This is a genomic window from Alistipes sp. 56_sp_Nov_56_25 (assembly GCF_001915285.1).
GTDB lineage: Bacteria > Bacteroidota > Bacteroidia > Bacteroidales > Rikenellaceae > Alistipes > Alistipes shahii.
Genome location: NZ_MNQF01000002.1, coordinates 17,558 through 40,381 on the forward strand (window position 1 = coordinate 17,558; position 22,824 = coordinate 40,381).

A 22,824-nucleotide genomic window follows, 5' to 3' on the forward strand; every position below is an offset into this window, starting at 1 on the left:
TTCCCCGAAAGATAAGACGGTTGCGTCCGGTCCGGTTTCTATTTTTTCGGAAAAAGACCCTCCATCGCTTCGGCGATGCGTTCGGCGACGAAGGTCATCAGCGGCTGCCCGTCGCAGCGCGAAAGCGAGGTGACGCCCCGGTGGTCGGCGAAGAAAAGTTCGTCGAGCGAGGGCAGGTCGGCGCGTCCGAAGGCCTCTTCGCGCAGTTCCAGCCCTGCGGCCCGAACGGCCAGCATGGCCAGGCGGCGTTCGACGCTTGCGGGACCGGGGACCGTCAGGACGGTGCGGCCGGCGATGGCCAGCAGCGGCGCGTCGTCGGCCGAGCGGAGAATACCCGCGCTGTCGCAGCGCACGGCGACTTCCGCCCCGCGCCGTTCGGCCAGCCTGCGGGCCAGCTGCGCTGCGGCCTCGCGCGCGGAAGTCGGAGCCTCGGAGAGCGTCAGATCGTATCCGACGGTCACGGCTTCGGGCTGAAGGCTCCGGAAGGCGTAGCCGTCGTAGAGCGACACCCCTGCCGGGAGCAGACGTTCCGTGCCGTCGGGGTCCAGTTCGATGCGCACGAAGCCCGACACGCCCGCCGGATAGCGTTCCGCGGCGGAGAGCGTCTCGATACGCTTCGCGAGCCGCTCCGCGGCGGGGGCGTAGGGGCGTCCGAACAGTTCGCGCGACGCGGCGTCGAGCACGGCGATGTGTCCGGCGACGTTGCGCGCGCGGCCCCGGGCCAGATGCACGGTCTGGTATAGGTAGAGACCGGTCAAAGCAGAAAGATTTTCAGCAGCAGTTCGCGCAGCAGTTCGCCGTCCGACGCGCCGCCCGCACCCAGTCCCTTGCTCTTGGCGTCGTATTCGCGCAGCAGCCCGAGGATGTTGAACACCTTGCGGTTGTCCCATCCGGCGGCGTTCTGCTTGATCTCGCCGATGACGAACGTGTTGTTCTTGCGCAGGATGCGCATCAGTTCCGTGTCCGGCGGAAAGGGCCGTCCTTTGTGGCGTGCGAGCCAGCGCAGGTAGTTGACCACGAACAGCTCCTTGAACTGCCCGAACAGCGCCATGACGGTCAAGAGCAACGGGTTGTCCTTGGGGTTGCGGGCGAAGTGCTCGGCGATCATCAGCGCGCGGGCCATGTCCCGCGTGACGACCGCCTTGCAGAGCTCGAAGTTGTTGAAATCCTTCGAAATGCCGATGTTGGCCTCGATGTCGGCGTCGGTGATGCGCTGCGTGCCCTCGGGCAGCGAGACGGTGAGTTTCCGGATTTCGTTGGAGATCTTTGCGATGTCGGTTCCCAAATGGTCGGTCAGCATCGAAAGCGCCTTGGGGTCGATCGTGAATCCTTTCTGCCGGATGAACTGCTGTAACCACGCCGCGATCTCGTAGTCGCGCGGGCGCACCGATTCCAGCACCGTGCCGTTCGCCGCACAGCCCTTGTAGAAGGCCGAGCGTTTGTCGGCGTTCTTCTCCTTGTGGCAGATCACGAGAATGGTCGTCGGCGAGGGCTTCTGCGTGTAGAGCGCGAGCTTGTCCAGCCCCTTGAGCTGCTGCGCCTCCTTGAGGATCACCACCTGGTATTGTCCCATCATCGGCATCTGGCGGCAGAGGTTGATCACCTGCCCCGCCTCGGAGTCGCGCCCGTAGACGGTGATCTGATTGAAGGCCCGCGCGGCCTCGTCGAGGATCGTCGCGGCCAGCTGGTCCGAGAGTGCGTCGATGAAGTAGCTCTCCTCGCCCATCAGCAGGTAGATGCCGGAAAACCGGCGGGCCGCGACCTCTGCCGCGATCCGTTCGTACTGGGCGACGGAATCCTTGAATTTCAGAGCGCTCTTTGCCATTTTAAACGATTTCTTTGGTGATGCGCAACACGTTTTCCGTGCCGGGCGTAAGGCGGTAGCGGTCGTCGATGCGGCGTCCGACGAGCCAGACGATCTCGTCGCCCGACAGCAGCACGAACTGCCGCTGCTTCTCGGCCACGGAGACCTTGGCGTCGACGAGGAAGTCCGACACCTTTTTGCGGCCCGTCATGCCGAACGGCACGAACCAGTCGCCGTCGCGCCAGCGGCGCAGCGTGAGCGGGAATTGCAGGCGGTCGGCGTCTATCTGCGCGATGTTCTCGGGAACGCCGAAATTCTTGATCGTGTCGATGTCGCAGTATTCGTAGTAGAGGACCGAGTTGCCGCAGTAGCTGCGCGGGGCGCCTTTGCGCACCGTCGTCAGACACGCGTCGTCGGGGGCTATCGGCGCTATGACGATCTTTCCGCGGTCGATCGAGGCCACCCTTTCGCGGGCGTAGAACCGCCGTCCCGTGGCGTCCTGTTCGAGCGAGTGGCACAGTGCGTCGATCACGTCGCCCTTGAATCCGTAGCCCGAACTCAACAGTTCGTAGATCACGAATCCCTGCGGAAAGGCCGGATCGAGGCGGTCGAGATGGATCGTATCGATCCCCGTGTCCGAGGTGACGGCTTCCGAGCGGATGCGTTCGATGCCGTGGTTGATGAACAGCTGGGCGTCGGTCAGGCGCGCGAGGTTGCGGCTCATCAGGCTCGTGAACTTGGGGTTGATTTCGCGGATGCGGGGGATCAGCCCCAGCCGGATCTTGTTGCGCAGGTATTTGGTCGACCGGTTCGACGAATCCTCCCGGAAGGGGATGCGGTTCTGGACGGCGTATTCGAGAATTTCCTTGCGCGACGCGAACAGCAGCGGGCGGATCACCTTTCCGACCTGTGTCGAGATTCCCGTCAGCCCCCGCAGCCCGGTTCCGCGCAGCAGGTTGATGAAAAAGGTTTCGATCGAGTCGTCGGCATGGTGGGCGATGGCGATGGCCGTGTAGCCGTGCTCGCGGCTCAAGGCGTCGAACCATGCGTAGCGCAGCCGCCGGGCCGCCATCTCCATCGACTCGCCCGTGCGCTCCATTTCGGCCCTGGTCTCGAAGCGCCTGTTGTAGAACGCCGCGCCGTGCTTTTTGGCCTCGTCTTCCACCAGCACTTCGTCCTCGTCGCTCTCTGCGCCGCGCAGCTGGAAGTTGCAGTGGGCCACGCCCACCCGGTAGCCGCAGCGGGTGAACAGCGAGAGCATGACCATCGAGTCCACGCCGCCCGAGACGGTGAGCAGGATACGGTCGTCGTGCGTGGCGAGGTCGTTCTCGTCGATGTAGCGTTGAAAAGAGTCCAAAAGATTCATAATATGTTCACTTCAGTATCTATTTCGATGCCGAATTTTTCGCGGACCTTCGCCTGCACCGTGCGGGCGAAGGCGATCACCTCGCCGCCCGTGGCGCCGCCGTGGTTCACCAGCACCAGCGCCTGCCGCTCGTGAACCCCCACGCTTCCCTCGCGGTAGCCTTTCATCCCGGCCCGGTCGATCAGCCACCCGGCGGCCAGCTTTATGCGGCCTTCGGGGGCCGCATAGTGCGGCATGTCGGGATATTCGGCAAGGAGCCGTTCCGCGACGGGGGCTTCGACCACCGGATTCTTGAAGAAACTGCCCGCGTTGCCCAGCACGGCCGGGTCGGGAAGTTTTGCGCGGCGGATTGAGCAGATCGCCTCGCGGATGTTGCGCAGCGTGGCGCCTCCGCGGGCTTCGACCTCGCGCTCCACGTCGCCGTAGCCCAGTTTCGGACGCGGCGTATGCGAGAGGCGTATTTCGATGGCTGTGATGATCACGCGCCCTTTCAGGTCGTGCTTGAAGACGCTTTCGCGGTAGCCGAATCCGCAGTGCGCGGCGTCGAGCGTCAGCAGGTTGCCCGTTTCGACGCAGTACATCTCGACCCGGCGGATCGCGTCCTTCGCTTCGCAGCCGTAGGCCCCGATGTTCTGCACCGGGGCGGACCCCGCCTTGCCGGGGATCAGCGAGAGGTTTTCGATGCCCCACAGACCGCGTTCGACGGCCCATTCCACCAGGTCGTCCCATTCGACGCCCGCCTCGACGCGCAGGCGAACTTCGTCGCCGTCGTCGCTCAAAAGGGCGATCTGCCGGGCCACGGGGGTCAGCAGCACGCCGTCGTAATCTTCGGTGAAAAGGATGTTGTTGCCCCCGGCGAGCACCGTCCACCGCCCGGGAATCCCCGCGGCGAAAAACGTGCGCAGATCCTCGGCCGTTTCGAATTCTACGAGGCGTGCGGCCCGCTGGTCGACGCCGAAACTGTTGCGCCCGCGCAGGCTGATTTGGTGAAATTCTCGAATCATGGTATGCAAAGTTAGAAATTATTTTTAACTTTGAGATTCAAACCTGAATAACTCAATGGTGTGGCTGATCTGCATACTGCTGTCCTTGCTTGCGCTGATCCGTTTTTTTGGCGGCGATTCCCGGCGCAAACGTCGGAGGCACCGCAGGTTTGGCAATCGGTGACCATGTAAACGATAACAGAATATGTTCGACGAAAAAGATTTGCAGCAAATCCGGGAGCACGGACTCACTCCCGAACAGGCGGAGACCCAGTTGGAGAATTTTCGCCGCGGATTCCCTTTCCTGAATGTCGTGCGGGCCGCATCGCCGGGCGACGGCGTGCTGGTTGTCGGCGCGGCGGAGGCCGATGCCGCCGTGGAACGCTATGAAAAAGAGTCTGCCGGACTGGGGGTGGTGAAGTTCGTGCCCGCTTCGGGGGCCGCCACGCGCATGTTCAAGGAGCTGTTCGAGTTCGTCAACGACGGCAAACGCGGCAAGGGCATCGACACGCTGCTGGAAAATATCGGGAAGTTCGCCTTCTGGCCCGAACTTCGCGCCGTGCTGCCCGCCGGGGCCGACGACCGTGCGATCGTGAATGCCATCGTCGGCGACGGGCTGAACTACGGCCGCAAGCCCAAGGGCCTGGTCACCTTCCATGCCTATCCCGAAGGGGCGCGCAAGGCCGTCGAGGAGCACCTGGTCGAAGGGGCGGCCTACGCCGCGGCCGGAGGCGTCGTGCGCATCCATTTCACCGTCTCGCCCGAGCACGTCGCGGGCTTCGAGGAGCTGCTCGCCGCAAAGGTCCCCCTTTACGAAAAGCGGTTCGGCGTCCGTTACGAGATCTCGTTCTCGGTGCAGAAACCTTCGACCGACACCCTCGCCGTGAATCCCGACAACACGCCTTTCCGGCAGGACGACGGCACGCTGCTGTTCCGTCCCGCGGGCCACGGGGCGCTGATCGAAAACCTGAACGAGATCGACGCCGACCTGATCTTCATCAAGAACATCGACAACGTGACGACCGATGCCCGCCGCGGGGACACGGTCCGTTATAAAAAGGTGCTTGCAGGGGTTCTGCTCGACCTCCAGGGGCGCGCCTTCGAGTACCTCAAGGCCCTCGAAGTGGGTGGCGCCGAGCTGGAACCCATCGCCGAATTCATCGAGAAACAGCTCTGCGTGAAACTCCCCGCCGAGTACGATTCGGCGCTGCTGCGCGCCGTGTTGGACCGTCCGATCCGCGTCTGCGGCATGGTCCGCAACGAGGGCGAGCCGGGCGGCGGCCCGTTCTGGGTCGGGAACCCCGACGGTACGGAGTCGCTTCAGATCGCCGAGTCGAGCCAGATCGCGCCCGACGACCTGCCGCTGATGCAGTCGGCCACGCACTTCAATCCGGTGGACCTCGTCTGCGGCGTGCGCGATTCGAAGGGATGCAAGTTCGATCTGCGCCGGTACACCGATCCCGCGACGGGATTCATCTCGTCGAAATCCTCCGGCGGCCGCGATCTGCGCGCGCAGGAGCTTCCGGGTCTTTGGAACGGTGCGATGGCGAAGTGGAACACGGTCTTCGTCGACGTTCCCGTCACGACATTCTCTCCGGTGAAGGTGGTGCAGGATCTTCTGCGCCCCCAGCACCAATAGGTTTAAGGTTTTGCGGGTGTCTTTCGCCCGTCTTGTCCGGGCCGGCCGGGGAATGCGTTTGTATCTCCCGGCCGGCCCGGATCGTGTCGCGCCGAAGCCGGACTGCCCTTATTGCAGATGCAGGACCAGTCTGTCGAGTCCGAAGAAACACTCCGTGAATCCGGGAGCCGGGGCGACGGCCTCTATCGTCAGCGTGTTTCCGCCCTTGCGGATCTGTCCGTTGCCGAACGCAACCTCTTTGGCGATCAGTTCCGGGGCATGTCCCGGGCCTGCGGCGGCCGCCATTGCGGTGCGGCGGGCCTGCGGTTATACATCTGCTCCATTTGTGCCGGAAATTTGTCAAAATAGGATAAATTGCTGTTCAGTATCCCCGATTGTAGATAATCTTTTTTATATTTGTGCGTTAAAACCGAAAAACAATAATCAAAACTAAATAACGCTATGGAAAACAAACTTCAACAGTTGACGCAGAAGCTCTACGACGAGGGGCTGGAGAAAGGGCGCGCCGAGGCCGACAAGCTGGTGGCCGACGCCAAGGCCGAGGCCCGGAAGATCGTCGCCGAGGCCCGCGCCGAGGCCGAAGAGATCGTCAAAAAGGCGGAGGCCAAGGCCGAGGACGTTTCGAAGAACACCATGACCGAGATTTCGCTGGCCGGCAAGCAGGCCGTCGGCAGAATCAAGTCGGAGATCGCCTCGCTGATCATCGCCAAGGCTACGGCCCGGGGCGTGAAGGAGGCCGTCGTGGACCCGGCGTTCATCAAGGAGATGCTCGTCGCCGTAGCTAAAAACTGGAACGGTTCCGATTCGGGCAAGGTCGAATTGCAGGCCCTGCTGCCCGAGGGCGAGCGCAAGAAGCTCGACGCGGCGTTCGAGGAGAGTGCGAAGGAGCTGCTCGCCGCCGGTGTCGAGGTGGGCTGGTCGAAGGAGGTGAAGACCGGCTTCAAGGTGGGCGCCAAGGAGGGCGGCTACTACATTTCGTTCGCCGACGCCGACATCGAAGCGCTGTTGGCAGAGTACCTGCGCGACAAGGTGTTCCAACTGTTGTTCAAGGCGTAAGGCATGTTTGCGACCCAATATTATTGTCTGGTAGCCTCCCTGAAGGAGTACGCGCTCGACGCCGACACCAAGGGCTTCGACGCCCGGGCCATCGTCTCCGGGATTCTGGAGGAGGTGAACCGCGGCGACGCCCGCGAGGTGCGGCTCCTGTACGACTACTACGACTGTGAGAATATCGCCGCCCTGCGTGCGGGGCGCTCGGCGCACAATCCGCTGGGCAACTTCACGCGCGAGGAGTTGGCGGAGGAGCTGAAAGCTCCGAAGCGGCTTCCCGAGGCGGTTGCCCGCGTGGTGAGGGCCTATGCCGATCCCGAGGGCGAGGACGCCGAGACGGTCGACACGTCGCGGCGTTTCGAGAAGGAGCTGTTCGGGGCCTACTACGCCGCCTGCGGAAAGGCCGGGAGCCGCTTCCTGCGCGAGTGGTCCGCTTTCGACCGGAACCTGCGCAACGTTTCGGCGGCCGTCACGGCGCGCGCCGCAGGGCGTGCGGTCGAGGAGGTCGTCGTGGGCGGCGGCGATGTCGCCGAACAGTTGCAGCGCAGTTCTGCGGCCGATTTCGGGCTTCGGGGCGAACTTCCCTATATCGACGCGGTGATCGCGGCGGTGAACGACGAGGCCAACCTCGTGGAGAAGGAGCACAAGATCGACCTGATCCGCTGGAACGAAGCCGCGGAGCTGGCGACCTTCGACTATTTCGACGTCAACGCCATCCTTTCCTACCTGGTGCGGATCAACATCGTCGCCCGCTGGACGCTGCTCGACGCTGCGCGCGGCCGCGAGATGTTCGCCCGCCTGCTTGCCGAACTGGACGGCAAGGAGCTGATTAATAAGGAATAAACAATAAAAACATACAATGAAAACTACAGGACGTGTAAACGGTATCATCTCCAACATCGTGATCGTCAAGGCCGACGGACCCGTGGGTCAGAACGAGATCTGCTATGTCTGGACGGGCGATACCAAAATGATGGCCGAGGTCATCAAGGTCATAGGCGACGCGGCCTATGTCCAGGTTTTTGACAGCACCCGCGGTCTGAAGATCGGCGACCGGGTCGAATTCGAGGGTCACATGCTCGAAGTCACGCTGGCTCCGGGCCTTTTGTCGCGCAACTACGACGGTCTTCAGAACGACCTCGAAAAGATGGACGGTCTGTTCATCGCCCGCGGTTCGATCACCGATCCGGTCGACTACGATGCCGAGTGGGAATTTTCGCCGCTGGCCAAGGTCGGCGACAAGGTCACGGCGGCGTCGTGGCTGGGCGAGGTGAAGGAGCAGTGGGTGATGCACAAGATCATGGTTCCCTTCACGATGACGGACTGCTATACGGTTAAGAGCGTCGCCGAGGCGGGCAAATACAAGATCACCGACACGATGGCAGTCCTGACCGACGCCGAAGGCCGCGACCACGAGGTGACGATGGTGCAAAAATGGCCCGTGAAGCAGGCCGTGCGCTGCTATACGGAGAAACCCCGCCCGTCGCGCATCATGGAGACCGGCGTGCGTCCGATCGACACCTTCAACCCGATGGCCGAGGGTGGTACGGGCTTTATCCCGGGGCCTTTCGGCGCGGGCAAGACCGTGCTCCAGCACGCCATTTCGAAGCAGGCCGACGCCGACGTGATCATCATGGTGGCGTGCGGCGAGCGCGCCAACGAGGTGGTCGAAATCTTCAAGGAGTTCCCCGAGCTGATCGACCCGCATACGGGCCATACGCTCATGGAGCGCACGATCATCATCTGCAACACGTCGAACATGCCCGTCGCCGCGCGTGAGGCGTCGGTCTATACGGGTATGACCATCGGCGAATACTACCGCTCGATGGGCCTCAAGGTGCTCGTGATGGCCGACTCGACGTCGCGCTGGGCGCAGGCGCTGCGCGAGATGTCGAACCGTCTGGAGGAGCTTCCCGGCCAGGACGCCTTCCCGATGGACCTTTCGGCGATCATCTCGAACTTCTACTCGCGTGCGGGACTGGTGAAACTCGTCGGCGGCCAGACCGGATCGGTGACGTTCCTCGGCACGGTGTCGCCTGCGGGCGGCAACCTCAAGGAGCCGGTGACCGAATCGACGAAGAAGGCCGCGCGTTGTTTCTACGCCCTTTCGCAGGGCCGCGCCGACTCGAAGCGCTATCCGGCCATCGACCCGCTGGAGTCCTACTCGAAATACCTCGAATACCCCGAAATCCGCGAATACCTCGACGAGCACATCGAGAAGGACTGGGTGGACCTGGTCTACGCGGGCAAGACCATCGTGCAGCGCGGCAAGGAGGCCAACGACCAGATCAACATTCTGGGCGACGACGGCGTGCCGGTGGAGTACCACGAACGGTTCTGGAAATCGGAGCTGATCGACTTCGTCATCCTGCAACAGGACGCCTTCGATGACATCGACGCCAACTGCCCGATGGAACGCCAGCAGATGATGTACAAGATGGTGTTGGGCATCTGCAACCAGGAATTTGCGTTCGCCGATTTCGAGGCCTGCTCGCAGTTCTTCAAGGGGCTGATCAACCTCTTCCGCCAGATGAACTATTCGGAGTGGAAGTCGGAGAAGTTCGAGGGTTACCGGAAGCAGATCGAGCAGTATGTGAGTGAACAATCCAAATAAGCGGGAGAAATTATGACAACACGAGCATTTCAGAAGATATATACCAAGATTGACAACATCACCAAGGCTACCGTGACGCTCCGCGCCACGGGCGTCGGCAACGACGAACTGGCCACCGTCGGCGGCAAGCTGGCGCAGGTGGTGAAGATTATGGGCGAGAACGTCACGTTGCAGATTTTCGCCGGAACCGAGGGCCTGTCCACCGACTCCGAGGTCGTCTTCCACGGCGAGCCTCCCAAGCTGCGCGTTTCGGACAACCTCGCGGGGCGTTTCTTCAACGCCTACGGCGAACCGCTCGAGGGCGGCGAGATCATCGAGGGCGAGGCCCGCGAGATCGGCGGTCCGACGGTGAATCCCTTCCGGCGCATCCAGCCTTCGGAGCTGATTGCCACGGGTATCGCCGGCATCGACCTGAACAATACGATCGTGACGGGGCAGAAGATCCCCTTCTTCGCCGACCCCGACCAGCCCTACAACGCCGTGATGGCCAACGTGGCCCTGCGCGCCAAGGCCGACAAGATCATCCTGGGCGGCATGGGCCTTACGAACGACGACTTTCTGTACTTCAAGTCGGTCTTCGAGAACGCCGGCGCGCTCGACCGCATCGTGTCGTTCGTCAACACGACCGAGAATCCGCCCGTGGAGCGTCTGCTCGTTCCCGACATGGCGCTTACCGCCGCCGAGTACTTCGCCGTCGACAAGGGCGAGAAGGTGCTGGTGCTGCTCACGGACATGACCTTGTACGCCGATGCCCTGGCCATCGTGTCGAACCGCATGGACCAGATTCCGTCGAAGGACTCGATGCCCGGTTCGCTGTATTCGGACCTTGCGAAGATCTACGAAAAGGCCGTGCAGCTGCCCAACGGCGGTTCGATCACGATCATCGCCGTGACGACGCTTTCGGGCGGCGACATCACGCACGCCATCCCCGACAATACGGGTTACATCACCGAGGGCCAGCTGTTCCTGCGCAACGACTCCGACACGGGCAAGGTGATCGTCGACCCGTTCCGTTCGCTGTCGCGTCTGAAACAGCTCGTCATCGGCAAGAAGACCCGCGAGGACCATCCGCAGGTGATGAACGCCTGCGTGCGCCTCTACGCCGACGCGGCCAACGCCAAGACCAAGCTGGAGAACGGCTTCGACCTCTCGGACTACGACGAGCGCACCCTGAAGTTCGCCTTCGACTACTCGGAGAAACTGCTGGCCATTGATATCAATATCGAGATCAACCAGATGCTCGACACCGCATGGGGGCTTTTCGCCAAGTACTTCACCCGGGAGGAGGTCGCCATCAAGGAGGAACTTATCCAAAAATACTGGAAGGAGGCGTAACGCGCAATGGCAATCAAATTCCAATATAACAAGACCTCGCTGGGCGAACTCGGCAAACAGCTGAAAATGCGCCAGAAGGCCCTCCCTACGATCAAAAGTAAGGAGTCGGCCCTGCGCTCCGAAGTGAAGAAGGCGAAGGACTCCGCAAGCGACTACCGTCGTCGGCTCGACGCTCTGAAGGCCGAGTACGACTACATGGTGTCGCTCTGGGGAGAGTTTGATTGTGACCTCCTGCGCATTGCCGACGTCGATTTGTCGGTCCAGAAAATCGCGGGTGTGCGCACGCCCGTCCTGCAGGAAGTGAAATTCGAGGAGAAACCCTACGATCTGTTCTCCTCGCCGGTGTGGTTCGCCGACGGAGTCGGCATCCTCAAGCGCATGGCGCAGCTGGGGATCGAGTTCGAGGTCTACAACCGGAAGATGGAACTGCTGGACCATGCGCGCCGCAAAACCACTCAAAAGGTGAACTTGTACGAAAAGGTTCAGATACCCGGGTACGAGGACGCCATACGTAAGATCAAACGCTTCATGGAGGACGAGGAGAACCTCTCCAAGTCGGCCCAGAAGATCGTGAAAACCAAGCAGCAGGCCGCCGGGGAGGGCGCGATGTTATGATAGCCAGAATGTCAAAATACAACTTTGTGCTCTTTGCGGCGCAGAGTGAGGATTTCGTCGAGAAGCTGCGCGGCCTCGGGCTGGTGGACATCACCACCGCGGGTTGGGAACCCTCCGAGGAGGACCGCCAGCTGCTGCTGGACATCGAGAGCCTTGCGAAGGCCGCGGAGTTCCTGAAGAACTTCCGCGCCGGGGAGCGCTGCGACGCTGCCGCCGCGCCGTTCGCTTCGGGCGAGGAGGCCTATGCGCATTACGCCGCCGCGCACCGCGAGGCCGCGACGCTCAACGCCGAGATCGGGCGGCTGGAAAAAGCGGCCGAGGAGCTGCGTCCCTGGGGGGCGTTCGACGTGGAGGCGACGCGGAAACTCGCCGCCCGGGGCATTGTCCTGCGCTATTTCTTCACCCAGCGCAACACCTTCGACAAGCAGTTGGCCGAGTGGTCGGAGCGCTATACGGTTTCGGAGGTCAGCCGCACCGATGCCACGGTGTGGTTCGTCGTCGTGGCCAAGCCCGGCGAGGAGGTTACGCTCGACGCGCAGGAGATGAAGACCCCGACGATGGACATTCGCGAGGCGGAGCGCCGCATCGCCGAAGCCGAAGGGAAACTCCGGACCCTCGACGCTGAATTTTCGCGTGCGGCCGCTTCGGAGGCCCTGCTCGCACAGCACGCCTGCTCGCTGAAGGAGCGTTTGCAGGGCGTGCGGGTGAAGGCTACGGCGCAGGAGGCCGCCGACGGTACGCTGGTCGTCATGGAGGGCTGGGCCGAGAAGGAGACTTCCGGTCGGGTCGACGCCCTTTTGGAGGAGTACCCCAACGTGGTCTTCCTCAAATCGGACCCCACGCCCGAGGACGAAACGCCCGTGAAGCTCAAGAACCGTTGGTTCGCGCATGTCTTCGAACTGGTGGGCGACATGTACGCCCGCCCGAAATACGGGACGATGGACCTCACGCCCTTCTTCGCTCCGTTCTACATGCTCTTTTTCGGCATCTGTCTCAACGACGCCGGCTACGGACTGATCCTGACCCTGATGGGGTGGTGGATGCTCGCCAGGAACCGAAAGCCCGGCATGATGCGTCAGGCGGCGTGGTTCGCCACGCTGTGCGGCGTGTCGACCGTCGCGTTCGGACTGCTGTGCGGCTCGTTCTTCGGCATCAACATGAGCACGTGGTTCCCCTCGGTGAAATTCCTCGATTTCCAGGGACAGTTCTTCTCCATCGCGCTGGTTATCGGCGTGGTGCAGATTCTTTTCGGCATGCTGCTCAACATCTGGATGACCGTTCGCTGTTTCGGTTTCGGCCGTGCGCTGGGACTGCTGGGGTGGTTCATCATCCTCGTCTCGTGCTGTCTGGCCATGGGCCTTCCGATGGCGGGTCTCGCCATTCCGGGCTTTACGGCCGGATCGGCGGCCTTCTATGCGGCGCTGGGCGTCGGCGGCGTGCTGATGCTGCTTCTGAACAATCCGAAGCGCAATCCGCTCATCAACCTCGGCGCGGGTTTGTGGGACCTTTACAACAACCTCACGGGACTGTTGAGCGACGTGCTGTCCTATATCCGTCTGTTCGCCATCGGGCTTTCGGGCGGTGTGCTGGCGCTGGTGTTCAACACGCTGGCGTCGGGATTCGTGCCCGAAGGCGCGAACATCGTGGTCCGGCTGCTGATTATGATTCCGATTCTGCTGATCGGTCACGGCATCAACCTTTTCATGTCGACCATCTCGTCGTTCGTGCACCCGCTGCGTCTGACGTTCGTCGAGTTTTTCAAGAACGCCGGTTTCGAAATGGCCCCGCGCAATTTCGACCCGATTCGTAAAATGAACGATACTAACGAATAATAACAATTAAAAAAAACTCAAAACATTATGGAAACAACAGCATTGGTATTGGCTTACGTCGGCGTAGCGCTGATGGTGGGTCTGGCAGGTGTCGCTTCGTCGATCGGTACCGCAATTACGGGTCAGGCCGCAGTAGGGGCCATGAAGAAGAACGGCGGCGCTTTCGGCAGCTACATGATTCTTTCGGCGCTTCCCGGTTCGCAGGGTCTCTACGGTTTCGTCTGCTTCTTCCTGGTGCAGAAGGGTCTGACGGACCCGACGATGGTGCAGGGCGCGGCTATCTTCGGCGCCGGTCTGCTGGTCGGTCTGGTGAACATCGCCGCTTCGATCTATCAGGCAAAGGTCTGCGCCAACGGTATCGCCGCTATCGGCAACGGTCACGACGTGATGGGTAAGACGCTGATCCTCGCGGCTTTCCCCGAGCTGTACGCCATCCTGACGGTGGCCGCCACCTACCTGATCGCAACGCTCGACGGCGTGAATCTCTTCTGACGGGGCGGAACGCCCGTCACCGGAAAGGGAGACCCTGCGGGGCCTCCCTTTTTCGTTGCCGTCCTGCGGTCGGGGCGCTCTCCGAATACGAAGGAACGGTTGTCGTGGGACACCACGACAACCGTTCCTTCGGGGGATATGGGTATTACGGCCGAACCGGCGCTCGTTCCGTGACTACCGTCCTTTGCGGCGCGACGAGGTGCGCACCTTCGGGCCTTTGCCGCGGGGCTCTTCCGTACGGCGCGCCGCGGCCCCGGGCAGCAGCAATTCGAAGTCTAACTGGCGTTTCTGCAGGTCGGCGCGCTTCACGCGGATGCGTACCGGGCTGCCCAGCGTCATGCGGATGCCCGTCGAGCGGCCGATGATTTCGTAAAGCTGCTCGTCGAAGGTGAAGAAGTCGCCCTCGATGTCGCGCAGGAACGACATGCCCTCGATGTGGGTTTCGTCCAGCTCGACGTAGACGCCCCATTCGGTAAGCCCCGAGATGTGTCCCTCGAACTCCTCGCCGATGTGCTCTTTCATAAATTCGACCATCTTGTATTTGATCGACGCGCGTTCCGCCTCGGCGGCCACGACCTCGCGGTCCGAAGCGCGTGCGCAGAGGTCTTCCAGTTCCGTTTTGTCGGCCGGCTTGCCGCCCGCGAGGTAACGCGCCAGCAGGCGGTGGACCATCATGTCGGGGTAGCGGCGGATCGGCGACGTGAAGTGCGTGTAGTAGGGGAACGCCAGACCGTAGTGTCCGATGTTGTCGGTCGTGTAATAGGCTTTGGCCATCGAGCGCACGGCCATCGTCGCCACGGCGTTTTCCTCCGTGGTTCCCTTTATCTGTTTGAAGAGCTTGTTCAGTTCCTTGGCCACGGCGCGGCCCTTCGTAGCCTTGAAGATGTGCCCGAAGCGGAGGATGAACTGCCGGAAGCGGTCGAGTTTCTCCTCGCTCGGGGTGTCGTGCACGCGGTAGACCATCGTGCGCTCCGCCGAGCGGCCGCTCTCGGTCCTGCGTTTGCCGCAGAACTCCGCCACGCGGCGGTTGGCCAGCAGCATGAACTCCTCGATCATCTGGTTCGACTCCTTCTGCTCCTTGAAGTAAACGCCTAACGGTTTGCCGTTCTCGTCGAGGCGGAATTTCACCTCTTCGCGGTCGAACGAGATCGCGCCGTTCCTGAAGCGCTCCTTGCGCAGCGCCTGCGCCAGCCGGTTGAGCGTCAGCACCTCCTCGGCGTAGTCGCCGCGTCCCGTTTCGATGATCTCCTGCGCCTCGGCGTAGGTGAAACGGCGGTCGGAGTGGATCACCGTGCGTCCGAACCACTCTTCGAGGATGTCGAGGTTTTCGTTGAGCGTGAACACCGCCGAGAAGCAGAGGCTCGTCTCGTGGGGGCGCAGCGAACACAGCTCGTTCGAAAGCCGTTCAGGAAGCATCGGCACGGTGCGGTCCACCAGATAGACCGACGTGCCGCGCTCCACGGCCTCGTCGTCGATCACCGAGTGGGGCCGCACGTAATGGGTCACGTCGGCGATGTGCACGCCCACTTCCCAGACGCCGTCCTTTATTTTGCGCACCGACAGCGCGTCGTCGAAGTCCTTGGCGTCCGCGGGGTCGACCGTGAAGGTCGTGACACCCCGGAAGTCGCGCCGCTGGGCGATCTCTTTGGTCGTGACGCGGGCGTCGATGGCCTGGGCGGCCTCCTCGATTTCGGGTTCGAAGCGGTAGGGAAGCTCGTATTCCGCCAGGATCGAGTGCATCTCCGTGTCGTTGTTGCCCGCCATGCCCAGCCGCTCGACCAGTTCGCCCACGGGGCTTTTGCTGCCCGGGAGCCAGTCGGCGATGCGCACCACGACCTTCTCGCCGTCGCGCACGTCGGGATAGGTGCGCTTCGAGAGATAAATGTCCATCGGCATGCGGCGCGAGTCGGCCCGTACGAAAATCTGGTGCGCCCCGACTTCGGCCACGCCCACGTAGGGCTTGCGGTTGCGTTCGATGATCCGCGTGATCTCGCCCTCCAGCTGTCCGTTGCGGCCGCGGTGCATCACCACGACCTCGACGCGGTCGCCGTTCAGGGCGTTCGCGGCGTTGCGCTGGTTGACGAAGATGTCGCTCTCCTGCCCTTCGACCTTCACATAGACCGAACCCGAGGGGGCCATGTCGGCCACGCCCTCGTAGTGGGGCAGGTGGGTCTGCATCAGACGGTATTTTTCGCGCGCGCACTCCTCGACGACTCCCTCTTCGAAGAGGCGTCCGAGGATTTCTAACGTTTCGCGGCGGCCCTCTTTCGTGGCGCCTCCGGAAGCCGAAGCCAGGTGCTTCAGCGAGAACTTATTGTTGGGGAATTCCCGGAACATGCTCAATATGATCGAGGTGCGGTCCGTCTTCCGTGCTCCGTTTTCGGAGCGTTGTTTCTGTTTTTTCATCATTTCTCAAAAATTTGCGGGGCTTCGGTCCTCCGTCGGATTTCCGTTGTGCCCGTTTTGCCGCTGTCGCGGCCGGCCTGTGTGCGTTTTGCGGGACCGGGCGTTATTTTTCCAGGAGTTGCAGGGCCAGTTTCCGCATGTAGGCGATGCCCACGCCGATAGCCGCTTCGTCGGGGAAGAATGTCGCCGTGTGCGGGCGTCCGGCCGCAGCGCCCACGCCCAGCCGGTAGAACAGCGACGGGTATTGCTTGCAGTAGAACCCGAAATCCTCGGCCGTGGTGCGCAGGGGCAGCATCTCGACCTTCAGCTTCTCGGCTTTGGCCAGGGCCGTGGCCTGCTTCACGAGGATCTCGTCGTTGACGACGCACGGATAGCCGCGGCCGATCGTCACTTCGGTCTTCACGCCGTGCCGGGCGTCGATGTCCGCGGCGATGATCTCGATGCGGCGGTGGATGATGCCGCGCTCGCGTTCGTCGAACGTGCGCAGCGTTCCCTCCATGTAGATCTCGTCGGGCACGATGTTCGTCGCGCCCCCGGCCTCCACGCGGCCGATCGAGAGCACGCACTCCTCACCGTTGAGCGCGATGAGGCGCGTCAGCAGTTCGGCGCCGGCCGCCACGGGGTCTTTGAGCTGCTTGCGCATGGCGCCGTGCCCGCCCGTGCCGCGGACGCGGAAGCGCAGTTCGTCGCTTGCCGCCATGTACTTTCCGGCCCGGAATCCGAGGGTCCCGACCTCCAGCTGCGGTTCGACGTGTTCGCCGACGACGGCCCGCACGTCGTAGCCCTCGAACGGCTTTTCGGCCAGCACCAGCGAGGCTCCGCCCGGGTTGCACTCCTCGCCCGGCTGGAACAGCCCGAAGAGCGTGCCCCGGAAATCGGGCGCCTCGGCGAAGGCTTTCAGCACGCCGAACAGCACCGCGGCGTGCATGTCGTGGCCGCAGGCGTGCATCACGCCCTCGTTCTGCGATCTCCACTCGCAGTCGTTCCGCTCCGTGACGGGCAGGGCGTCGATGTCGGCGCGCAGCACCGCGGCGCGCCGGTCGCCTTCGGGGGTCTTGCGGCCCTTGATGCGGGCCACGACGCCCGTCGATGCGATCCGGCGGTGTTCGATGCCCAGTTCGTCGAGCTGCTGTTCGATGAACGCCGCCGTGTCGTGTTCCTTGAACGACAGTTCGGGGTGCGCATGCAGGCGGCGGCGGAATTCGACAGGTTCCATTGATTCTCTGTTTTATCGGTTTGGGTCAGAAAACCGCCTTGACGATTTTCTGTATGTTCGTCGTGCGGCTCATCGTGTAGTAGTGCAGCACGGGCACGCCTGCGGCCATCAGTTCGCGGCTTTGGGCGATGGCCCACTCGGTTCCCACTTCGCGCACGCCGTCGGGATGCGCCTTGACTTCGCGTACGAGTTCCTCGGGCAGCTTCACGCCGAACGTTTCGGGCAGTATTTCCAGGTGGCGCAGCGTCGAGAGGGGCTTGATGCCGGGGATGATCGGCACGGTGATCCCCGCTTCGCGGCAGCGGCGCACGAAGTCGAAGTATTTGGCATTGTCGAAGAACATCTGCGTGATGACATATTCCGCCCCGGCGTCGACCTTGTCGCGCAGGCGGGCGATGTCCGAGGTGATGTCGCGCGCCTCGGCGTGCACCTCGGGATAGCCCGCCACGCCGATCGAGAATTTCGAGTGGTGGCACTCCTCGACCTCGCCGTCGATGAATTTTCCGCGGTTCATGTCGGCGATCTGCCGCACGAGGTCCACGGCGTGGGCGTGGCCCTGCGGATGGGGCATGAAACGCTTTTCGTTCTGCGACTTGTCTCCGCGCAGCGCCAGCACGTTGTGCAGGCCCAGGAAGTCCATGTCGATCAGCGTGTCCTCGATGTCGTATTTCGACAGTCCGCCGCAGATCAGATGCGGGACCACCTCCACGCCGTAGCGGTTCTGGATGGCCGCCGAGATGCCCACCGTCCCGGGGCGGCGGCGCACGACGTGCCATTCGACGCTGCCGTCCTCGCGCTCGGTCTCCTTGATTCCCTCGCGGTGGAAGGTGATGTTGACGTAAGCCGGGTCGAGGGCCATCAGCGGCTCCACGGCGGCGAATATCTTCTGCATGCCGTCGCCCTTGAGCGGCGGGAGCAGTTCGAACGCGAAGCGGGTGCGCCCGGAGGCGATCGCTTCGTTGATGATCTCTACGACGTTCATACGTTGTTCGGTATAATCTTTTTTACGGTTTCGGCCTCCATTCCGCGGCGGCGTGCGTAGTCGAGCAGCTGTTCGGCGCCGATGGTCCCGACCGAAAAGTAGTCGGCGTCGGAGAACATCAGTCCGCACAGCGCCTCCCCGGGGTCGATCATCCAGTTTTCGGTCAGCCGCATTCCGGTCGTCACCTCGACCGCGAGCAGGTCGAAGACCTCGCGTTTGAGCGAATGGTCGGGCGAGGCCGGGTAGCCGAAGGCCATGCGGCGGCCGCGGTACTGGCCGCGGACTGCCTGCTCGGGGGTGGGCGGCGTGCCCGTTTCGTAGCCCCACATCTCGCGCCGCATGAAGGCGTGCACGGCCTCGGCGAAGGCTTCCGTGAGGCGGTCGGCCAGCAGTTTGGCCATGATGGCCGAATAGTCGTCGCCCCCGGCGCGGAACTTTTCCGCCAGCTCCTTCAGCCCGATGCCGGCCGTCAGGGCGAAACAGCCGATCCAGTCGCCGTCCGGTGCGATGAAGTCCGCCAGCGACAGGTTCTCCTCGCCGCGCGTCTGGTTGCGCAGCATCGGGAGGCGTTTTTCGCGCCCTTTCGCGTCCGTCACCAGAATGTCGTCGCCCTCGGAGCGTGCCGGGAAGATGCCCGCTACCCCTTGCAGCGTCAGCAGCCGCTCGTCGCGGATGCGGGCCAGCAGGGCCTGGGCGTCGGCGAAGACCTTGCGCGCCTCGGCGCCCTTTTCGGGATGGTCGAGAATCTCGGGGTAACGCCCCTTGAGTCCCCACGCCGCGAAGAAGAAACTCCAGTCGATGTACGGTTCGGCGTCGGCCACGTCGAAGTCGGGGAAGACCATGCGCCCCGTGTGGAGCGGCACGACGGGTTCGTGCTGCGCCGCGCCGCGCCGCGCCCTGCGCGCTTCGGCGATCGGAATGAGGTCGCGCTCCCGCAGCCGGCGGGCGTACTCCTCGCGCAGGGCCTGCTGGTCGGCTTTCACCTTGTCGGCGTAAAGGTCGCCGTCGGGGCCGAGCAGCTGCGCCAGTATCTGGCTGTTGCGGCTGGCGTTCGCGGAGTGGACCGCCACGCCCGAATAAACCGGGGCGATCTTCACCGCCGTGTGGAGGTCCGAGGTCGTCGCGCCGCCGATGATGACCGGAATGCGCAGCCCTCGCCGTTCCAGCTCCTCGCAGACGCGGGCCATTTCGTCGAGCGACGGGGTGATCAGCCCGCTCAGGCAGATGCACTGCGCGCCCCACGCCACCGCCTCCTCGACGATGCGTTCCGGCTCGACCATCACGCCCAGGTCCCGGATTTCGTAACCGTTGCAGGCCATCACGACCGCCACGATGTTCTTGCCGATGTCGTGCACGTCGCCTTTCACGGTGGCGATCAGCACTTTCCCCGAATTATGCGCATTCGCGGCCGACCCCTGTTCGATATAGGGCGTCAGCGCCGCCACCGCGCGTTTCATCACGCGGGCGGTCTTCACCACTTGCGGCAGGAACATCTTGCCCTCGCCGAACAGCGTGCCGACCTGCTCCATGGCAGGCATCAGCAGCGTGTCGATCACGGCCATCGGGCTTCCCAGCGCCTCGTAACCCTCCAGCGCATCCTGCTCCACGTAGTCGGCCACGCCCTTGAGCATCGCATGGGCGATACGCTCTCCGAGCGTCCCCGCACGCCATGCGTCGGGGGCCTGCGGCTGCGCCCGGGCCGTCTGCTGCACCCCGTGGGCATACTCCGCGAGCCGCTCCGCGGCGTCGGCCCGGCGGCAGAGGATCACGTCCTCGACGCGGCAGAGCAGTTCGGGTTCGATCTGGCTGTACACTTTGAGCATCTGCGGGTTGACGATGCCCATGTCCATTCCGGCCCGGATGGCGTGGTAGAGGAACGCCGAGTGCATCGCCTCGCGCACCGTGTTGTTGCCGCGGAAGGCGAACGAAAGGTTCGACACGCCGCCCGAGACCTTCGCATGGGGAAGGTGCTCCTTGATCCAGCGCGTCGCGTCGATGAACGCCTTGGCGTAGCCGTCGTGCTCCGCAATGCCCGTTGCGACGGCCAGCACGTTGGGGTCGAAAATGATGTCTTCGGGTGGAAATCCGTTGTCCGTCAATAGCTTGTATGCCCTCTCCGCAACCTCTGCTTTACGTTCGAAGGTGTCGGCCTGGCCCCGCTCGTCGAAGAGCATCACCACGGCCGAAGCGCCGAAGCGGTGGATCTCCGCGGCCCGGCGCAGGAATTCCGCTTCGCCCTCCTTGAGCGAGATGGAGTTGACCACCGACTTACCCTGCGTCACTTCAAGTCCCGCTTGAAGTACCTCCCATTTCGACGAGTCGATCATCACCGGCACGCGGGCGATCTCCGGCTCCGAGGCCATCAGGTTGAGGAACGTGCGCATCGCCGCCGGACCGTCGATCAGCCCGTCGTCCATGCAGACGTCGACGATCTGCGCCCCGGCGTCGACCTGTGCGCGGGCCACCGAGAGCGCCTCTTCGTAGTTGGCTTCGCGGATCAGCCTTGCGAAACGGGCCGATCCGGCGACGTTCGTGCGTTCGCCGACGTTGATGAAGTTGGCTTCGGGGACGATCCGCAGCGGCTCCAGACCGCTCAAGGTCGTGATGTGCTTCGGCGCGGGAACGGGCCGCGGGGCGTAGTCTCCGGATATTTTCGACAATTCGAATATGTGGGCGGGCGTCGTGCCGCAGCAGCCGCCCACGATGTTCACCAGTCCGCGACGCATATACTCGCCGACATCCCCGGCGAACATTTCGGGCGTCTCGTCGTAACCGCCCATCACGTTGGGAAGCCCTGCGTTCGGGTGCGCCGAGATGCGCGTTCCGGCCACTGCCGCCAGCCGTTCGAGGTAGGGCAGCAGCTGCTTGGCCCCATAGGCGCAATTCAGCCCGACCGACAGCAGGTTCGCGTGCGACACCGAGACGGCGAAGGCCTCGACGGTCTGCCCCGAGAGGGTGCGGCCGCTGGCGTCGGCGAGCGTTCCGGAGACCATCACGGGGATCGCGCGGCCCAGCCGCTCGCAGAGCGTGTCGATGGCCCAGAGGGCCGCCTTGGCGTTGAGCGTGTCGAAAACGGTCTCCACCAGCAGGATGTCCGCCCCGCCGTCCACCAGTCCCCGCACCTGATCCGTATATGCTTCGACCAGTTGTGCGAAGGTCACCTCGCGGGCCGCGGGATTCTGTACGTCGGCCGACATCGAGGCCGTGCGGTTCGTGGGACCCACCGATCCCGCCACGAAACGCGGCTTCTGCGGGTTGCGGGCCGTGAACTCGTCGGCCGCGCTGCGTGCGATTCCGGCTGCGGCCTTCGAAATCTCGTAAGCGCACTCTTCGAGCCGGTAGTCGGCCAGCGACACGGCGTTGGCGTTGAACGAGTCGGTTTCGATGATGTCGGCTCCCGCCCGCAGGTATTTTTCGTGAATCTCGCGCACCACGTCCGGGCGGGTCAGCGCGAGCAGGTCGTTGCAGCCCTTGAGCTGCACCGGCCAGCCGGCGAACCGCCGGCCGCGGTAGTCCTCCTCCTGCAGTCCGTAGCCCTGCACCATCGTGCCGAAGCCTCCGTCGAGCAGCAGGATGCGGCGCTCCAGTTGGTCGTATAGCGTTGTCGTCATTTATTTTTCGGTAATTTCTATTTCGTAGAGTTTCGGCCAGTTTTTGCCCGTCACGAAGATGCGGTCCCCCTCGGCGTCATAGGCGATGCCGTTCAGCACGTCGGTCGTCGCGGTCATTTCCGTTTCGGGCAGCAGCCCCGCGAGGTCGACGACGCCCTCGACGACGCCCGTCGCGGGGTCGATGACGACGATCTGGTCGGTGGTGTAGACGTTGGCCCATATTTTGCCGCCGATCCACTCCAGTTCGTTGAGGTATTCGACCGGCGCGCCCTTGTAGGTCACCGTCACGCGCTTTTCGCGGCGGAACGTCGCGGGATCGACCGTGTGGATCGTGGCCGTGCCGTCCGACATGTAGAGCTTCTCGCCGTCGGTCGTGAGGCCCCAGCCTTCGCCCGGATAGCGGAAGTCGCGGATCTTTTGCAGTTTCCCGTTCTCCAGCGAATATACGTGCGCGGTGTTGGACTGCCAGGTCAGCTGGTAGAGCTTTCCGCCGAGCAGGGTGATTCCTTCGCCGAACTCCGAACGGGGCAGGCGCGCCATGACCTCGGTTTTCCCCGTCGCGAGATCGGTCTTCCGAACGACCGATTCGCCGTGCTGGCCCGTACCTTCCCACATCGTCCCGTCGACGTATTGCAGCCCCTGGGTGTAGGCGCCGGTCGAGTGGGGGTAGGTCGCCGCGATGCGGTAGGTGTACGTTTTCGGCTCGGCCTGCACGGCCGCCGCGGCCTGCGCCTTTGCGCCGGGGCGTTTGGCGCGCGCCGCCGGACCGCCGCATGCGCCCAGCAGCAGGATGGAAAACAGGAATATCGGGGTCGTTTTCATTGTTTCGGAACAAAATAGCTCACAAAGATACGAAAAAGTCGGATGGGATCAAAACGG

18 protein-coding genes are annotated in these 22,824 nt (G+C 63.2%); 8 read left to right on the plus strand and 10 right to left on the minus strand.

What is annotated here, in order from left to right; genetic code table 11:
• Positions 1-38 precede the first annotated feature (38 nt).
• The 4 genes from BHV64_RS00940 to murB are packed head-to-tail and all read right to left on the minus strand — an operon-like array spanning position 39 to position 4,174.
• Positions 39-758 (minus strand): aminotransferase class IV, encoded by a 720-nt coding sequence (locus tag BHV64_RS00940; protein ID WP_217727335.1) that lies wholly within the window; start codon positions 756-758, stop codon positions 39-41.
• Positions 755-1,825: a DNA polymerase III subunit delta gene (gene holA / locus BHV64_RS00945; protein ID WP_015547539.1), complete on the minus strand. Its 1,071-nt coding sequence runs from the start codon at positions 1,823-1,825 to the stop codon at positions 755-757. Before holA ends, BHV64_RS00940 begins: the two co-directional genes overlap by 4 nt.
• Before the next feature lies 1 nt (position 1,826).
• Positions 1,827-3,170 (minus strand): tRNA lysidine(34) synthetase TilS, encoded by a 1,344-nt coding sequence (gene tilS, locus BHV64_RS00950; RefSeq protein WP_278793157.1) that lies wholly within the window; start codon positions 3,168-3,170, stop codon positions 1,827-1,829.
• Positions 3,167-4,174 (minus strand): UDP-N-acetylmuramate dehydrogenase, encoded by a 1,008-nt coding sequence (murB, locus tag BHV64_RS00955; RefSeq protein WP_193559061.1) that lies wholly within the window; start codon positions 4,172-4,174, stop codon positions 3,167-3,169. The genes tilS and murB overlap by 4 nt, the downstream gene beginning before the upstream one ends.
• Positions 4,175-4,358: 184 nt before the next feature.
• On the opposite strand from murB, the gene BHV64_RS00960 reads away from it, so the two are divergent.
• Positions 4,359-5,792, plus strand: a complete 1,434-nt coding sequence (locus BHV64_RS00960; RefSeq protein WP_195636314.1) for a DUF4301 family protein — start codon at positions 4,359-4,361, stop codon at positions 5,790-5,792.
• Between the two features lie 108 nt (positions 5,793-5,900).
• Here BHV64_RS00960 and BHV64_RS00965 read toward each other — a convergent pair whose 3' ends face one another.
• Entirely contained in the window at positions 5,901-6,077 is a 177-nt protein-coding gene (locus tag BHV64_RS00965; RefSeq protein WP_015547543.1) for a hypothetical protein, read from the minus strand.
• A gap of 156 nt (positions 6,078-6,233) precedes the next feature.
• On the opposite strand from BHV64_RS00965, the gene BHV64_RS00970 reads away from it, so the two are divergent.
• The 7 genes from BHV64_RS00970 to BHV64_RS01000 are packed head-to-tail and all read left to right on the plus strand — an operon-like array spanning position 6,234 to position 13,730.
• Positions 6,234-6,848 (plus strand): hypothetical protein, encoded by a 615-nt coding sequence (locus tag BHV64_RS00970; protein WP_015547544.1) that lies wholly within the window; start codon positions 6,234-6,236, stop codon positions 6,846-6,848.
• A gap of 3 nt (positions 6,849-6,851) precedes the next feature.
• A complete protein-coding gene (locus BHV64_RS00975) occupies positions 6,852-7,685 on the plus strand; it encodes a DUF2764 family protein (RefSeq protein WP_288115481.1) in 834 nt (277 codons plus the stop codon).
• A gap of 16 nt (positions 7,686-7,701) precedes the next feature.
• Positions 7,702-9,456: a V-type ATP synthase subunit A gene (locus BHV64_RS00980; RefSeq protein WP_217727334.1), complete on the plus strand. Its 1,755-nt coding sequence runs from the start codon at positions 7,702-7,704 to the stop codon at positions 9,454-9,456.
• 12 nt (positions 9,457-9,468) lie between these two features.
• Positions 9,469-10,791, plus strand: coding sequence for a V-type ATP synthase subunit B (locus tag BHV64_RS00985; protein ID WP_022062483.1), 1,323 nt, complete (start codon positions 9,469-9,471; stop codon positions 10,789-10,791).
• Positions 10,792-10,797: 6 nt separating this feature from the next.
• On the plus strand, positions 10,798-11,406 hold the full coding sequence (locus BHV64_RS00990; protein WP_015547547.1) for a V-type ATP synthase subunit D: 609 nt from the start codon (positions 10,798-10,800) through the stop codon (positions 11,404-11,406).
• An 8-nt stretch (positions 11,407-11,414) separates the two neighbouring features.
• The gene (locus tag BHV64_RS00995) at positions 11,415-13,238 is read left to right on the plus strand and encodes a V-type ATP synthase subunit I (protein ID WP_195285263.1); all 1,824 of its coding nucleotides are present in this window, start codon (positions 11,415-11,417) and stop codon (positions 13,236-13,238) included.
• Between the two features lie 27 nt (positions 13,239-13,265).
• Complete coding sequence (locus tag BHV64_RS01000; RefSeq protein ID WP_022062481.1) at positions 13,266-13,730, plus strand: ATP synthase subunit C; 465 nt, start codon at positions 13,266-13,268, stop codon at positions 13,728-13,730.
• Positions 13,731-13,904: 174 nt separating this feature from the next.
• On the opposite strand, the gene rnr is transcribed toward BHV64_RS01000, so the two are convergent.
• The 5 genes from rnr to BHV64_RS01025 form a co-directional block, all read right to left on the minus strand.
• A complete protein-coding gene (gene rnr, locus BHV64_RS01005) occupies positions 13,905-16,136 on the minus strand; it encodes a ribonuclease R (RefSeq protein WP_217727333.1) in 2,232 nt (743 codons plus the stop codon).
• Positions 16,137-16,239: 103 nt separating this feature from the next.
• Positions 16,240-17,352: a M20 metallopeptidase family protein gene (locus BHV64_RS01010; protein ID WP_138265266.1), complete on the minus strand. Its 1,113-nt coding sequence runs from the start codon at positions 17,350-17,352 to the stop codon at positions 16,240-16,242.
• Positions 17,353-17,377: 25 nt separating this feature from the next.
• Positions 17,378-18,334: a methylenetetrahydrofolate reductase gene (locus tag BHV64_RS01015; RefSeq protein WP_015547551.1), complete on the minus strand. Its 957-nt coding sequence runs from the start codon at positions 18,332-18,334 to the stop codon at positions 17,378-17,380.
• Entirely contained in the window at positions 18,331-21,945 is a 3,615-nt protein-coding gene (gene metH, locus BHV64_RS01020) for a methionine synthase (RefSeq protein WP_288115483.1), read from the minus strand. Before metH ends, BHV64_RS01015 begins: the two co-directional genes overlap by 4 nt.
• Positions 21,946-22,767 (minus strand): glutaminyl-peptide cyclotransferase, encoded by an 822-nt coding sequence (locus BHV64_RS01025; RefSeq protein ID WP_118406094.1) that lies wholly within the window; start codon positions 22,765-22,767, stop codon positions 21,946-21,948.
• Positions 22,768-22,824: the final 57 nt, after the last annotated feature.